We start from the raw sequence: 15,479 nt of genomic DNA on the forward strand, positions 1-15,479 counted from the left end.
TCTAAATATTTTGTGGCAACACCGTTAAATCGATTCATCCATTTCAACTATTCCGGATAAATGAGTATTATTTTGAATATTTAGTAGCTTGAGGAACTTGTGTCGCCATAGAAAACAGTGTTTTTGGTGATTTCACAGGAAGCGGCGCTCCGCCTTACGGTCAAACTATTAAGCATATATGCGAAATAGTTTAACCATTTTTCAGGCTTTCTTAGTCGATAAAAAGGTGTATTGAATTTAGACATAAAGCTTTTCTCCATATTATGCCTTTTAACTTTGAGTCTGTTTATGGTTGCATGCGATGACACTCCGTAAGCGGTTGGTTAAGCAGTGAAGCCTGATATCATCAGGCTTCTAGGTCTGCATTCCAAGGTAATAAATCACTTAAATCAGTAAATTCATCCCGTTGAGGCAGTTCTGTGAAGAGTTTTTGGAAGTATAAATACGGATTTATATCGTTCGCACGGCAAGTCATCACAATACTGTAAAGTACTGCGCTCGCATCTGCACCATCCACTGATTGGCTGAACATCCAATTTTTCCGACCAGTGGTAAACGGCCTGATATCTCGTTCGGTGACGTTATTATCAATCCCTAATTCTCCCGAATACAAATAACGCCTCAGCTTTTCCCATTGATTTAAGGTATAGCTAATGGCCACGCCTATTTTACTTTTCGGGGTGACTGTTTTTCCACTTTTGCTTAGCCACTCATGAAATTGCTGCAAGACTGGTTATGCTTGTTAGATACAATATGTTAGTTGAAGCTCACCCAGCTAAAGCAAGGTGATTCCTGTCGTCAACGGTTTAAGCATTGTGATATTAAATCACTTTAGACTTCTAACCCCTCTTTGTGGATGTTGATAGCAGCGTTATGATCTCTATCGTGCGTTGCGCCACACTCACAAGACCATGTTCTAATCAGTACATTTAGATAGTTTCACTTACCAATCGATGCATAACGGCCAGGTGTAATACCACACGCAGATTTAAACAGTCGACTAAAATGTGCTTGATCAGAAAATCCTGTTTCAAAAGCAACTTCTACAATAGGTTTATTCTGTTGGATCAATTGACGTGCAGCATCTAAACGACGATTGACTGAATATCTATAAGGACTGGTTCCCAGCACTTTGCGAAACTGCCGAGATAAGTCATAGCGAGTTAAACCTGTGACTTTCTCCAATTCAGTAGAGTGCACAATTCGATTATTAGCATGGTATAAATATTCACGAGCTCTATCAACTGCTTGATAATTAATTGTGTACTTTCTATTTAATTTATTGCAATCGGGATCTCCAGAAATTAAACCGTTTGCCAAGTGTAAGATTATTTCATCTCTGGCTAAAGTTTCCTTTGCCTTCTCTGAGCACATAGATACAAGTTGAATTGCATGAGCCAGCACTTTATTTTCTGATACGGATTCTCTAACAAATGGTAACGGGCAGGGGCGGCCGACGATCACTCTAACAGCGTCAGAGATGCAGGCCGGATCAACGTATAACATTCTATATCCAAAGCCTTCATCGGAGCCTGCGCGCCCATTGTGCAACTCATCCGGATGTAAGACCATCACTTTTCCTGGAGTGCTTGTTCGTTTTGCGCCTCGATAGTCATGTCATATGACTGAACCCCTTGATCCGTCAGCCCAATAGCATATGTATCGTGGCGATGCGTATCATATGCTGGACCTGCAAACCACGCCTGTAATATCTCTACCCCGTTAACAGCTTGCTGCTACGCATTTTATCTACCAACTTAGTTTTGCACAAACGTTCAAGACTATTTGGGGCAAACAGTTTTAAATCATGGCTCATGAATACACTCACATCGATATACATTCAAAAAAGGAAATATATTATGTCTGATCATTTGGCCTCCGACAATTATAAAGTAATCAATTTTAAAGAAAAGTTAAGTTTATTTAATGAGCAGTGGTCACCAAAGGTAATTGCTGAAATGAATGATTACCAAATTAAAATAGTAAAAATAGAAGGTGACTTCGAATGGCATGAACATCAAGATACGGATGAGACGTTTATAGTTCTGGAGGGAAACCTTCGTATAGATTTTCGTGATGGACATGTCACTTTGAATCGTGGAGAAATGTATGTTGTCCCTAGAGGCGTCGAGCATAAACCATTCGCTGATGGTGAAGTGAAAATGTTATTAATTGAACCTCGTGGTGTGCTTAATACAGGTGATAATGACGTTAACAGTTTTACTGCAACAAATGATATATGGATATAGATCCGCTATGTAGTGGTTCATTGAATTTGGCTTCCTAATTGGAAGCTTTCTTCATTTTAATAGCAAACGCATAAACTGACTATACTCAGGTTGCGAACAGCGATCTAATAGCGCTAAAAGATGAATAGGCTAATGAGTCACTCGTTTCGAACGGCATTGCACTTAATTTTTCAATAACAGAATCAGGTAAAGTAGTTGGTTTCATGTCTGCTGCATGACACTTAACAGATTTACTTTCAAAATCCGCATGTTTACCCTTCGATGCCGCTTTGCGTCCACGATCTATGGTGCTCCAGAATAAGCGCTTCTTAGGACTTTAATCTGATTAAACGCGAAGGAATGTAGATTAAAAGCTTATCTATAGTATATGTCACAATTATCTGGGATTGGATCTTCTCGTCCTTGATTAGTCTCAAGTACAGCAAGTATGGAATTATTTTGGTGCTCTGATGGACACCAATATTCAGCATATTCATCAGGTTTTGATGGGTTGTATTCATGGTAAGCGCATGATGCTAGCAAAGTAGTTAATAGAGATATAAAGACAATTTTTTGTATACGGAACATCAAGATATAACCATAATCAAGTATGGTTTACGATGTTACATGTGTTTTTTAGTTGTGTAAACAATTGAAATGTAAGAGTATGTAAGATTTAGCGCTGTTTAATTTATTCGACCATCCATCCATAAACGCAGAAAGGCGAGCACGATAATGGACATGCTCATATCAATGCTCGCCTTTGTTAGCTTAAATACGCAGTTCTAGACCTACATATTTAATGACTAATTTATTCTTTACCGAATACGTTGTTTTCTTGCTCAAGTACGCGGATAAAGGTAGTACGTTTGCTTAGCTCTTTTAACGCAGCCGCGCCAACGTAAGTACAAGTAGAACGAACGCCACCTAGGATATCGTAAATAGTATTTTCGATTGGACCACGGTAAGGTATTTCTACAGTTTTACCTTCTGAAGCACGGTATTTAGCAACACCACCTGCGTGTTTGTTCATCGCAGTTGTTGAGCTCATGCCATAGAATTTCTTGGTTTTCTTGCCATCAACTTCACACAGCTCGCCGCCACTTTCGTCGTGACCAGCTAACATGCCGCCAAGCATAACGAAGTCTGCGCCGCCGCCGAATGCTTTAGCAACATCACCAGGACAAGAACAACCACCGTCACCAACCACCATGCCACCAAGACCGTGTGCAGCATCTGCACATTCGATGATTGCAGACAGTTGTGGGTAACCAACACCTGTTTTAACACGTGTCGTACATACTGAACCCGGACCGATACCAACTTTGATGATATCTGCGCCAGACAGGATAAGTTCTTCTGTGATTTCACCAGTAACTACGTTACCAGCCATAATCGTTTTAGTCGGGTAGGCTTTACGCACTTTACGCACGAATTCAATAAAAAATTCTGAGTAACCATTAGCTACATCGATACAGATAAACTGTAAACGCTCATCTAATGCTAGAACTTGTTGAAGTTTTTCGAAATCTGCATCGGATGTACCAGTTGATACAAAGATGTGATCAAAGATTTCTGGGTTTGCTTCTAGAAACTCTTTCCATTGCGCAACAGTGTAATGCTTATGCACAGCTGTTAGCATTTTGTGTGCAGCAAGTTCTTTTGCCGCTTCAAATGTGCCTACAGTATCCATGTTTGCAGCAATAATTGGTACACCTGTCCAAGTGTACTTGCTGGTAGGGAAAGTGAATGTACGCTCTAAGCTTACTTGTGAACGACTTCTTAAAGTCGAACGTTTTGGGCGGAAAAGTACATCTTTAAAACCTAGCTTCAATTCTTGTTCTATACGCATGACATCTATCTTCTGTTTGTTTGCACAGGCTCTTATTCTTGCGCTGCTACATATTGCGGGCGCAAGGAAAACCCTAAATCAATGGTTCGTGGATGGTACTGTGCAAAAAATTATAAGGATTTTAGTTTAAGCGGTACAAGCGAATCGTGTGTGCGAGGAAGTCGCGTTTCATCAACGCGCCTATACGAATAGATATTAGTCTAAGGACTGATATCTTGTAAAGGGCTAATTTCATGCCGACCCAATGACACGTTTATTTCTTGACTTGAAAGTCAGTATTTACGCGGGGTTAGGCGGTGTTTAACTATTTTAAAATAAAAATTTAGCCGTAATAATAATATTTTAAACGCGAAATGTACCAGCAGATTAAACAAAAATGACCAAACCCCCAACGGCATTACAATGCTTACCGTGGGTGTTTTGGCCAAAGGCTTATTAACTTTCACAATTGCCCACTAGCCGCGACAAACTAGGGGTGGCTTGGTTATAGTAGTGAGAACAAGTTCTTCACATCATCCAGTTCAGGAATTAATTCCATCTCGGTGCCGATGTTATGTTGCTTAGCTAGCTTGTAGATCAAACGTAGTACTGAGTAATCTTCCAGCGCGAAACCAACTGAGTCATACAAGATAGTGCCGTCTGTTGCTACGTTCAGCGTTTTCTCGCCTTTCACAATTTCGTGTAGTTCTGTACACGTAAAGTCAGCACCCAGTTGTTGGATCTCACCTTCAACGCGTGACTGTGGTAGGTACTCAACAACAATCGTTGCGCTTTCTACTAATTCTTTTTCGATTTCTGTTTTACCAGGGCAATCACCGCCAAGACCGTTAATAAATACGTCTTTGCTGATCATGTCTTTGGTTAATACTGTTTGGTATTTCTTGTCTGCTGTACACGTGGTAATTAAATCAGCACCTTGAACCGCTTCTCTGGCGTCTTTACACGGTATTAGGCGAATATCGAAACGCGCCATGTTCTTCTCGAATTTACGCATTGCTGCAGGATCAGTATCAAAATAACGCACTTCTTTTAAGTCAAAGATGAACGAGTACGCTAAGAACTGGAATTCACTCTGTGCGCCAGTACCGATTAACGCGAGTACTTCTGAATCTTTCTTGGCTAAGTGCTTCGCGGCCATTGCTGATGTAGCTGCAGTGCGGAAACCAGTAAGCAAGGTCATTTCTGAAAACATCAGCGGTTCGCCAGTTTCAGTTAATGATAATTGCCCTGTTGCCATTACTGTCATTTTGTTTTGTGCTGGGTTTTTTGGGTGGCCATTTACGTATTTAAACGAGTACATTTCCGCATTAGAAATCGGCATTAGTTCGATAACGCCACCGTCAACATGATTGGCAACACGTGGTGATTTATCAAAGTCGTGCCAGTTTTTATAATCTTCAGTTAATGTATCATTAAGCTGTGCAAAGAAGTCTTGGTAGCCTACTTTCGCAATTATCGCTTTAATATCTTTTATCTCTAAAACAATCATGGTGATCCTTATTACATTTCGTCTAAGGTAAAAGAGAAAAATCTAATTTTTCCATTACCATCATGATCACAACAATCAATGAGTGGTTTATCTAATACGTTTAATAATAAGATACACATCAGTTATGTGCATCGGGTTAAGTGCTATTTTTATTAGGTTTAGCTTAATAAATTGCCAGCATCACGCCCTAGGGGTATGATTAATTTTGTTTTGTAAAACACCTCTTATACTTAAATACGGATTAAATACCTGCCTATGCCAGCGAAAGGAACAAAAGGTAAAAACCGTAAACAAGAGTTAATCAATGCCACACTTGATTGCATTGCTAACGAAGGTTTACAAAAAACCACAGTACGTAATGTGGCTGAATATGCGAATGTCACCAACGGTCTGATCCGTTTTTACTTTTCCGGTAAAGACGAACTGATCCGTGCAGCGTATTCCGCATTACTCGAGATTATGTACGTCAATACCCGTATCGAAATAAACGATGTGGATATTTGCGCCAAAACCCGATTACAGCACTTTATTCAAGCGACGCTATCAGCGCCAATCGTGTCACCACGTACCGTATTGTTATGGGCTAATTTCTTGCCGATGACTTACATCGACCCCGAAATGGCAGCCATTCGAACTAATGAGTATGCTAAAACAACGAAAATATTAGCGCCGTTGATTAGTGCTGCATTAGCCACCGAAAACATTACAGTTGATCATAATGAATGTGAAATCCTTGCCATTAAAATCAATGCGTTGATTGATGGTTTATGGCTCGAAGGCAGCATGGCTGCCTACAAATTCAAAGATAATGAACTGGTCAATATCGGTATCGACAGTGCGTCTGCTATCCTATCTATTTCGTTAGAGAATATCTAACCCGTTATGTAAATAGTACTAGATCTAGCGCTCATAACCAGCATAAGAAAACACTGCCGTATTAATTTTTAGTGGCGTTCTAACGGGAACGTCATGCAGTGTGGACCACCGCCCGTTTTCAAGATCTCGGTAGCATGCAGCTCAAATACTGTAAAACCACGTTCACGTAATTGCGCGTTTACATCGGTATTTGCGCTTAACGAGATAACGCGTTTGTTACCTAATGCTTGCAGATTACAGAAGTGTTTGAATACGCCTGCTTCTTCAATTTTAATCAGGTCGTAACCCGTTTCATCGAGGTAATCTTTGAATTCTTGTGGTAAACCGTCGTAATAAGTCACGGCAGTTTTTTCACCGACAATGTTAAAGATCATGTCAAGGTGCAGGTATTCTGGTTTCGACTTCACCGCAATAATCGTATAACCCAACGGTTCAAGCTGTTCACGAATACTTTGAATGCCTTTTTCGTTAGAACGCTGTAGCGTACCAATGGCTAACGTCTTTTCGTCAAGTTGCCAGAAGTCACCGCCTTCAAGTACACCTTCGTGACACGTGGCAATGATTGGCACACCTAGTTCAGCTAGTTTTTCTGCATACAGTAGGCTTTCTGCGTGGCGAATTTCTTCTTTAAAGCGGCCAAGTACATAACCTTCTTTGATATTAAAACCAAAATCACGGGCAAATACCTGACTCGACAAGTTTTCAGTCGGCGTAAGTACTTCGACATTAATGCCGTTCTGCTCGTAAATATTGATCAGCTGTTGATGTTCATCTAAACATTTTTGCTGATCAATGCGCTCACCTTTCTCTAACCAATCTTCAGCAATCTTGTTGATTGGCGAAAGATTAAGGTAAGTTGGTGAACAAAGTAATACTTGCTTCAATTCACCTGTCGCTGATTTTACATAACTGGTTTCCATAACATGTTCCTTTTCCATAAGTCATATCTTTTAAATTATTTGAATTTGGGTACTTTAATTTTTACGGTCAATCGCGTGTTTTATGTTCGCGGGCTTAAGTGAATGCCTGCGATCATGCAGCGGATCGAGCCGCCGGCTAACTCAATGGTTGGTACGCTAAAGGCTAATATATTAGAGTGCTTTTCAATGCGTGCAACTTGCTCGGGTGTTAATGCATCTCTCGCACGTTGTGACATAACCAAATGGCTATTGCCGTTACCTGTGAGCTCGATGGCGTTACCCGCAAAGTTATCAATTTGGTCGAAGCTCAGTTCAATCACTTCAATGTCTGATTCTTCTAAACGCTGTCTAACCGCTGCGCGACGTGCTTCATTTGGGATCATGTCTAAACAAATAAGCGCGTATTGAGACGCTACACACATCATCACATTGGTATGATAAATGGCGGTGCCTGTGGCATCAGCCGTATCAAACGCCATTGGTTCGTATTGGAATGTGGTACAGAAGCGTTCGAGGATCACTTCGCTAGAACGGTTTGATTTAGCGGTGTAGGCGATGCGGTTAACGTTATCTAATACCATCGCACCAGTGCCTTCAAGAAACAGGTTATCCCACTCTAAACCAGAGAAATCGATAACATCTTGCACGCGATACTGCGCTTTTAACATTTCAATAATGTCACTGCGGCGTTCGCGTCGGCGGTTTTGTGAAAACATGGGATACAGCGCAACATGGCCACCACTGTGGGTCGAGAACCAGTTGTTTGGAAATACGGAGTCTGGTGTATCACGATCACCAAAATCATCAAATACATGGACGTTGATGCCGTTCTCGTTTAATCCAGCAACCACGATATCAAATTCGTTTTTAGCTTGTAGTGATATACCGGTGCGATCTAACTTAAGCGAGTCTTGTTCATCGAGGCCGGTTTTTTGAAAAGCATTATCAACTGCAGTTTCTGGGTTTGAGAAAAATTTCCATGGTCGAACCATTACAACTGAATTTGGCGCTTGGATTAAAGCCATACTACTTCCTTTTATAAAACCATGTCTTAAAAACATGTCATTAATAAATTAATCATTTTTCAAACTATGCAATTGCATAAATAATATGTCAGATATTGATTAAAGTCAATTAACGGGCGGAACGAGGACCGACTTTTACCGCTCTAAATAATGCCGTTATGCCTATTTAAGCGATGTTAATGTGTTGCAAATACTGAGCTTTATTATTTGTTAATAAATTATAAAATTTGTTATGGAATATGATGGCTTTATCGGTTTTTTATATTGTTTATCGTTGTATATACGGTAGTAATTATGGAAATTAAGGGAGGTTTAGGTTGTTGTGTCATTAAAAACGCATATTGGCGGAACAAATGATGGCTTGTTAGAGCTATAACAAACCATCATTATCAGCACGTTTGCTCATGCTGAATAGTTATTTTTCTATAGTTAATAGCTTATTGCGCTAATAGTTTCACCAGCGTTTGCTCGTATATTTCAGCTAATTGCTCAATATCAGCGATCTTCACACATTCATTTACTTTGTGGATCGTTGCATTTACAGGGCCTAATTCAACCACCTGTGCCCCGGTTGGCGCGATGAAACGACCATCCGATGTGCCACCTGAGGTAGATAGTTCTGATGGGTAACCACACACATTTTCAATTGAATCGGTAATGGCGTTTAGCAAGTTACCCGGTTCAGTTAAGAAAGGTTGGCCACTATGGACCCAGCTAATGTCATAGTTTAAACCGTGTTTTGCAAAGATGCCTTCAATGCGGAATTTGATTAAGTCCGCTGTTAGCTCGGTAGAATAACGCAGGTTAAACTGACAAGTCGCTTCACCTGGGACTATGTTGCTTGCGCCCGCGCCACTGCGGATATCGGTAATCTGTAATGTTGTCGCAGGGAAGTACTCATTACCCTGATCCCATACCACTTGGCTTAGTTCAGTTAATGCTGGCGCTAGTTTGTGAATTGGGTTGTCGGCAAGGTGTGGGTAAGCCACGTGACCTTGAATACCTTTCACCACGATGTCACCGGTTAATGAACCACGGCGACCGTTTTTAACAATGTCACCGACTTTGTTGGTGCTTGATGGTTCACCGACAATACACCAGTCAATTTTTTCGTTACGTGCTTCTAAGGTATCAATCACCCGCGTTGTGCCATTGATAAACGGGCCTTCTTCATCACTGGTGATCAGTAGGGCAATCGAACCTTGGTGATTTGGATTGGCGTTGATGAAGTTTTCGACCGCCACTAAGAATGACGCGATAGAGCCTTTCATGTCTGCTGCGCCACGACCGTATAAATAACCATCGATAACGGTAGGGACGAACGGGTCAGTATCCCAATCTTCGATTTTACCGACAGGTACGACATCGGTATGACCGGCGAAGCAAAATACCGGGGCAGTGGTACCGCGACGAGCCCAAAGATTCGTGGTGTCTTCAAATACCATGGTTTCGATAGTGAAACCTAGGCCTTCAAGACGTTCGATGATCATTTGCTGACAACCGGCATCTTCGGGTGTCACTGATTTACGACTAAGTAGATCTTTGGCAAGTTGTAATACTAAACTGTCTGACATGAGTAATTCCTTTTTACAGCACTTTTTACAGGATATTGTTAGCACTGATTTACGTTTGCAGTCAGTGCTAGCGTACTTTTGATTAATAGTGTTCTAGCTTATTTCGTACTTTTTATTTTGCAAAGAGCGCCGCATAAGTGTCGGCTTTAAAGCCTAAGGTAAGTTGACCGTCTACCTCAAGAATTGGACGTTTGATCATCGCTGGCTGTTCAATTAACAATTCGATAGCAGTGGCTGCTGTTAGCCCTGCTTTTTGTTCATCGGTTAATTTGCGGTAAGTGGTGCCACGTTTATTCAGCACTTGTTCCCAACCCAGTGTTTCACACCAAGCGATCAGCTGTGCTTTATCTAAACCGTTAACGCGGTGATCGTGAAATGTGAATTCCAGTTCGTTTGCTTCTAACCATTTTTTGGCTTTTTTAATGGTGTCGCAATTTTTAATGCCGTACATCACAGTCGTCATTTCAATTCCTATTTTCTTTGGCTTTTTCTGTAAACGTTATATCGCCAGTATATACCCAAGTTACTTCAAGATGCTATATCAGAGACGAGCAGGGATATCAGAATAAGGCGCAATATGCAGATAATGGTTATTCCATATTCAAATATTGCAACGCTGTGCTGTTATTCCTGCTTGCCTACTTTCGGTGTGCTGATTGAGCATCTTGAAGTGGTTTGGGTATAAATAACGGGAGAATAATTGGTAGCCTTAGTGCTAATTTTCAGAAATTGTTATTTGACCGTACAGGTTTGGTTTATAGTGTGTGTATCTTGTTCAGGCTATTAGCGTTTTAGGTTAATGGCTGACGCTGTTGGAGTAACGACGAAGTGAAAATGATTTCCGGTCTTAAAGACATTATTAACGAGTTTGATACCTTTATTTTGGATCAATGGGGCGTACTGCATAATGGCGGTGATGCGTTTCCAAAAGCAATTGAGACCTTAGCGTTTTTAAAACAGCATGGCAAAAAAGTGGTGATCTTATCGAACAGTGGTAATACCCACCATTTCTCTTATCAGCGTTTAACCGATTCGGGTATCAGTCGTGATCTGTATATCGATGTACTGACATCGGGCGACCATATGCGCCACAATTTTAACCAGGGGAAATTTGCTCATTTGGGGTCTCACGCGTTGGTATTTGGCTGGGGCGATGGGATTAACGGTACTGTGCTAGAAGACTGCGGTTTAACCAGTGTTGGTATAGAAGACGCCTCATTTATCATGTGTTACGGCGTTGAGCGTGGCACTGTGGCTGAATACCAAGCTGACCTGGATATTGCCTATGCGCGTGGACTGGAAATGGTGGTAAGTAATCCCGATCTTGTGGCAATGAGTCCTGACGGCGGGTTAAAACTTTGCCCCGGTTCTATCGCTAATGCGTATGCTGAAATGGGTGGCAAGGTGCATTGGCACGGTAAACCACAAGCTGAAGTGTATGACATGTGTCGTACCTTGTTGGGCGGTTGGGAGCATGCGATTGCGGTCGGCGATAGTTTAGAGCATGACATCCGCGGCGCGAATATAGCAGGTATTGCTAGTTTGTTTTTAACCACGGGTATACATGCTGACGAACTTAACGAAAAAGTGGCGAATAAAGACGATGTGATTGCCGCGTCTGTGGTGGCTGATTTAAGCCGTGAGTTTGACGTGCTGCCAAGTCATTATATTGATTGGTTTAAAGTCGATTAATTGTTGTTTATGGTTTGTACATTCCAGTTTCTGTAGGTAACCTTTTATTATTATTAATATAATAATAAAAGGGAAAACGAATGGAACTGGATATAAGACAAACTGTGATTGTGGCGATTTTGGTGTTGTTTGTAGGTAAATACCTGACACGAAAAGTCGCTTTTTTACAAGAGTATCATATCCCCGAGCCTGTTTCAGGCGGTCTGATCGCCTCTATTCTATTTGCCATTCTCTACGGTGCCTTTGACATCGAACTGCAGTTTTCTTTAGCGGTTCGCGATACTTTACTCATTGTGTTCTTTACTATTATTGGCCTGTCGTCACGATTTGCAACCTTGCTGAAAGGTCGCGTTGTCAGTAAACGTGATGGGAGCTGCACCTTGTTCTGTGTTGTAAACATAGCCGGATGCAAAGGCATACGCAGCATGTTGTTATAAGCCACAGGTAACTCGGTATGATTGATTAGCTAACGGTGGCTTAATGTGATGTTTAGATTGTTAAGTTGAAGTATTGTGCTGCAAGGCGTTGTTCGCACTATTGCCGATATCCCATTCTGCTAATGGTTTCGGGCGAGAATAATAAAAACCTTGCGCGTAGCGACAGCCTAACTGTTTTAAGTGGGCCGCTTGTTCGGCGGTTTCGACACCTTCTGCTACGATATCAGCGTTAAACTTAGCCGTCATGGTGATAATCGCGGCTACGATAGCGGCATGGTTTTCACTGTCGAGCATCTGACTGACAAAGGAACGATCAATCTTTAACGCGTCGAACTGTAATTGCGTCAGGTAGGCAAGTGAAGAATAACCGGTACCAAAATCATCGATCGCAATGTGTATGCCTAAATCACGCAGTTCGCCAAGCAGTTGGTTAGTCAGTAAGGGTTGGCTGACTAGGCGTGACTCGGTAATTTCAAGTGTCAGATTAGCGGCAGGCAATTGAGTGATAGCCAGAATTTCTTTTACCCTCGAGATATAACCAGGGTGCAGTAATTCACGTACTGACATATTAACGTGCAGTAAGAAGTTTGTTGGCCAGCGACCACTGTCTATTTGCAGCTTAGTATCTGTACAGGCTTGTAATAGGATTTGCTTACCAATATCAACAATCATTCCGGTGTCTTCTGCCACCGGGATAAAGTCGAGCGGTGAAACTAAACCTCGAGTAGGACTGTGCCAGCGTACTAAGGCTTCGGCCCCTGCGATGGTGTCGTTGGTTAAATCAATGATAGGCTGATAATAAACGGCAAATTCATGATTGCTGATCGCTCGTTGTAAATCTGCGGTTAAACGGGTCTTCTCTTTCGAGGCGGTGATCATGTAATCTTGATGGTGACAGCACCGTACTTGCTCTTGTTTAACCGAATAGGTTAATGCCAAACTTGAATTTCGTAACCATGCATCCATGTCTATATCGTCAAACTGACCACTCATGATCCCAGCATTTGCGCCGACTAATACTTCCGTGTCATTGATGATAAAGGGACGATTGAAATCGGTTAATAAGGTTTCTGCAAAGGCATGACTGTCATCAAGGCTTGTAAACGTCGGTGAGAATACCGCAAAACTATCTTTATCAATACGACTGATGCTGACATTATCTGCGACGCTTTGCTGTAAACGGGACGCGATAGCAACCAGTAATTGATCACTCTTGTGTTGGCCTAAACTGTTATTGGTATTACGAAATGAGCGTAATCCTAATAATACCAACACGCCCTGAGTTTGAGAGTGTGGGTGATTTAATTGCTCAACAAAACCATCACGAGTTAATAAACCGGTGAGACTGTCGAATAATAGCTGTTGTCGTAATGTGGTAAACGAATTTTCTAACCGCGATGACATAGATTTAAATGCTGAAATAAGCTGAGTTGTTTCATGTAGCTTGATGTATTCTTTAATCGTTACATCCCAGTTATCATGATCAAGTTGTTGTGATATTTCGGCAATGTCCATGATTGGTTGGGTGATAATACGCAGTAAATATAAGCCCATCAGCAAACCAAAGAATGCGAGTGTTAGTGCGGCTATTAGACCTAAACGTTGTTGACCCGCTAGTCCATCTAATAATACATCTTCTGGTAAAGTAACGATAATAAACCATTGTAAGTTATTGTTGTTGTAAGTGGTAATACGACTGAAATAACGAATACCATTATGGTTAAATTCAAACGACGCTGGCGCATGTTTATTTTGTAATTGAGCATTGGCAATATACAGACCATTGGCGGCAATAAGCGCATTGTTACTTTCTGTTGCCTGGATACGGTTATTATCATTATCTGTTAATGCTGCTTTGAGTGAGTTAGCAACAAGTTTACTTTGATTATCAGTGATGTAAGTAATGCCTTTAAAGTGGCGGTTGTTAGGTTCTATAAAATCAGATAAATGGCGAAGATTGATATCCGTTGCCACGATGCCAAGTAATTCATCGTTATTGATGACTGGCGCGATACTGGAAATGGTAAAAGTATTTTTTTCATCGACATTACTGTATATCTTTGCCCATCCTGCAGTTTTTGTTTTTGCAAACGGGGCGTACCATGGTCGAATGGTTGGATCATAATTACGAATGTTGTGATCGACAATATCATTACTGCTTGCCCCATGATAAAACTCTAACTCATGGTTAGTACGCTTATCTTGTAACATTAACGAAACATCTTGGTTTTTATGTTTCCGGAACCCGACATAATCTTTAGCTTCGCTGCCAAACGCGATGGTACTTATTTGTTTTTGTTGATAGTAGATATCGCTGATAGCTGAGTGTAGGTAATCTTCTATTTCGGTTAGATCGGAGGCTTGGTAAAGTTGATTACGCTGAATGTTGTCAGCGATCGCAAGCGTTGTGCTAAAAGGCTGTTCTAAAAAAAGATCGAGATTAACTTTAATATTTTCCGAGTAGGAGTTTAGCAATTTAGCACTAATCTTTGACTGCATTCTTTCGTAACTGTTATTTTGAACCAACGTTATGATGGTGACAGTAAGCAAAAGCAGCAATGTGAACGGTAACATTACCGCACTACGAAGAGTGAGAAGTTTTGGTTTAATCATCGCGGTGTTGTTAGATCATTCTGCCGTTTATCATGAGGTCATAGTTACTCAATTTTCGATATTATGCAAAGATTCAAATTTATAATTTGAGATTCATCACAAAACATAGGATAAATATTTTTGATCTACAAAAATTGAATCATTTATTACCACCATACTAATAGTAGCAATGAAATCTGATAAGACTCTTTATTTGTTGTGGTCGATGGACGCTAAATTTACACTAAATTAGCGTCTTAGGTGAGATGGTGATGGATGAATACCATGCTCGGCTAATAACGATTTCTCAGTGTCGGTATATCGGTATTATATTGCACAAACTCAACTTCGTAGCCATTGGGGTCGAGGAAGTAAATATTTTGACGGTATTCATCGTCCATCCCGTCTTTGGCAATGCTAAAACCCGCTTCGGTTAAGCGCTGCATTACCCCAGTAATATCATCGGTGACATAGGCGAAATGAGCAAGGCCTACTTGGTGCCCAGCTAAGTCGCGGTTTTCACCCACCCCGTTATCGCCAAATGCGAGATATTGATAATCATCACCAAAATGGATCCAGTTTCTTGCTTTACCTGACCATTCTCCTTTGTCACCACCTCGAATTGACCAATGCGGAAATGCGGCGCGGTAAAACGTTAATGTTTCTTCGATGTCGCGTACGATTAAATTTACGTGCTCTAGGTGTATCATAATAATGTCCCTCTATAATATGTTTGCTTACATTGCGTAACTGTATTTGTCTTGTTGAGAATAAGGTTGTTGCCATCCCAAAAG

15 protein-coding genes and 2 pseudogenes are annotated in these 15,479 nt (G+C 41.1%); 4 read left to right on the forward strand and 13 right to left on the reverse strand.

Annotation, left to right across the window (positions count from 1 at the left end; translation table 11 throughout):
* Window positions 1–346: 346 nt before the first annotated feature.
* The 5 genes and pseudogenes from MORIYA_RS20400 to MORIYA_RS21870 form a co-directional block, all read right to left on the reverse strand.
* A pseudogene (locus MORIYA_RS20400) lies at window positions 347–733 on the reverse strand (IS66 family transposase); the annotation flags it as partial.
* Window positions 734–831: 98 nt separating this feature from the next.
* The gene (locus tag MORIYA_RS21865) at window positions 832–924 is read right to left on the reverse strand and encodes a zinc ribbon domain-containing protein (RefSeq protein WP_162629311.1); all 93 of its coding nucleotides are present in this window, start codon (window positions 922–924) and stop codon (window positions 832–834) included.
* Between the two features lie 15 nt (window positions 925–939).
* Window positions 940–1,200 (reverse strand): helix-turn-helix domain-containing protein, encoded by a 261-nt coding sequence (locus MORIYA_RS21665; RefSeq protein WP_269461262.1) that lies wholly within the window; start codon window positions 1,198–1,200, stop codon window positions 940–942.
* 129 nt (window positions 1,201–1,329) lie between these two features.
* A pseudogene (locus MORIYA_RS21670) lies at window positions 1,330–1,599 on the reverse strand (AraC family ligand binding domain-containing protein); the annotation flags it as partial.
* Window positions 1,572–1,712 carry a hypothetical protein gene (locus MORIYA_RS21870; protein WP_408632094.1) on the reverse strand — a complete coding sequence of 47 codons (141 nt, stop codon included), beginning with the start codon at window positions 1,710–1,712 and terminating at the stop codon, window positions 1,572–1,574. The gene MORIYA_RS21870 and the pseudogene MORIYA_RS21670, both read right to left, overlap by 28 nt.
* Window positions 1,713–1,859: 147 nt before the next feature.
* Here MORIYA_RS21870 and MORIYA_RS20415 point away from each other — a divergent pair, with 147 nt between their 5' ends.
* Window positions 1,860–2,249, forward strand: coding sequence for a cupin domain-containing protein (locus tag MORIYA_RS20415; RefSeq protein WP_112718242.1), 390 nt, complete (start codon window positions 1,860–1,862; stop codon window positions 2,247–2,249).
* Between the two features lie 790 nt (window positions 2,250–3,039).
* Here the strand turns inward: MORIYA_RS20415 and MORIYA_RS20420 are convergent.
* Window positions 3,040–4,080, reverse strand: coding sequence for a GMP reductase (locus tag MORIYA_RS20420; RefSeq protein ID WP_112718244.1), 1,041 nt, complete (start codon window positions 4,078–4,080; stop codon window positions 3,040–3,042).
* Window positions 4,081–4,564: 484 nt separating this feature from the next.
* Window positions 4,565–5,569 carry an ornithine cyclodeaminase gene (locus MORIYA_RS20425; RefSeq protein ID WP_112718246.1) on the reverse strand — a complete coding sequence of 335 codons (1,005 nt, stop codon included), beginning with the start codon at window positions 5,567–5,569 and terminating at the stop codon, window positions 4,565–4,567.
* A 255-nt stretch (window positions 5,570–5,824) separates the two neighbouring features.
* Here MORIYA_RS20425 and MORIYA_RS20430 point away from each other — a divergent pair, with 255 nt between their 5' ends.
* Window positions 5,825–6,445: a TetR family transcriptional regulator C-terminal domain-containing protein gene (locus tag MORIYA_RS20430; protein WP_112718248.1), complete on the forward strand. Its 621-nt coding sequence runs from the start codon at window positions 5,825–5,827 to the stop codon at window positions 6,443–6,445.
* A 68-nt stretch (window positions 6,446–6,513) separates the two neighbouring features.
* On the opposite strand, the gene MORIYA_RS20435 is transcribed toward MORIYA_RS20430, so the two are convergent.
* The 4 genes from MORIYA_RS20435 to MORIYA_RS20450 all read right to left on the reverse strand — a co-directional run bounded on the left by MORIYA_RS20435 (window position 6,514) and on the right by MORIYA_RS20450 (window position 10,427).
* Window positions 6,514–7,365 (reverse strand): dimethylarginine dimethylaminohydrolase family protein, encoded by an 852-nt coding sequence (locus MORIYA_RS20435; protein WP_112718250.1) that lies wholly within the window; start codon window positions 7,363–7,365, stop codon window positions 6,514–6,516.
* An 80-nt stretch (window positions 7,366–7,445) separates the two neighbouring features.
* A complete protein-coding gene (gene ctlX, locus MORIYA_RS20440) occupies window positions 7,446–8,390 on the reverse strand; it encodes a citrulline utilization hydrolase CtlX (RefSeq protein WP_112718252.1) in 945 nt (314 codons plus the stop codon).
* 437 nt (window positions 8,391–8,827) lie between these two features.
* Window positions 8,828–9,964 carry a succinyl-diaminopimelate desuccinylase gene (gene dapE / locus MORIYA_RS20445; RefSeq protein WP_112718254.1) on the reverse strand — a complete coding sequence of 379 codons (1,137 nt, stop codon included), beginning with the start codon at window positions 9,962–9,964 and terminating at the stop codon, window positions 8,828–8,830.
* 112 nt (window positions 9,965–10,076) lie between these two features.
* Window positions 10,077–10,427: an ArsC family reductase gene (locus MORIYA_RS20450; protein WP_112718256.1), complete on the reverse strand. Its 351-nt coding sequence runs from the start codon at window positions 10,425–10,427 to the stop codon at window positions 10,077–10,079.
* Window positions 10,428–10,798: 371 nt separating this feature from the next.
* On the opposite strand from MORIYA_RS20450, the gene MORIYA_RS20455 reads away from it, so the two are divergent.
* Window positions 10,799–11,656, forward strand: a complete 858-nt coding sequence (locus MORIYA_RS20455) for a TIGR01459 family HAD-type hydrolase (protein ID WP_112718258.1) — start codon at window positions 10,799–10,801, stop codon at window positions 11,654–11,656.
* Window positions 11,657–11,736: 80 nt separating this feature from the next.
* Window positions 11,737–12,093, forward strand: a complete 357-nt coding sequence (locus MORIYA_RS20460; protein ID WP_232011697.1) for a sodium/glutamate symporter — start codon at window positions 11,737–11,739, stop codon at window positions 12,091–12,093.
* Between the two features lie 60 nt (window positions 12,094–12,153).
* On the opposite strand, the gene MORIYA_RS20465 is transcribed toward MORIYA_RS20460, so the two are convergent.
* Entirely contained in the window at window positions 12,154–14,592 is a 2,439-nt protein-coding gene (locus MORIYA_RS20465; protein WP_232011698.1) for a bifunctional diguanylate cyclase/phosphodiesterase, read from the reverse strand.
* Window positions 14,593–14,978: 386 nt separating this feature from the next.
* Window positions 14,979–15,395 (reverse strand): VOC family protein, encoded by a 417-nt coding sequence (locus MORIYA_RS20470; RefSeq protein ID WP_112718262.1) that lies wholly within the window; start codon window positions 15,393–15,395, stop codon window positions 14,979–14,981.
* Between the last annotated feature and the right edge of the window lie 84 nt (window positions 15,396–15,479).

This window comes from Moritella yayanosii, assembly GCF_900465055.1.
Taxonomy (GTDB): Bacteria; Pseudomonadota; Gammaproteobacteria; order Enterobacterales; family Moritellaceae; genus Moritella; species Moritella yayanosii.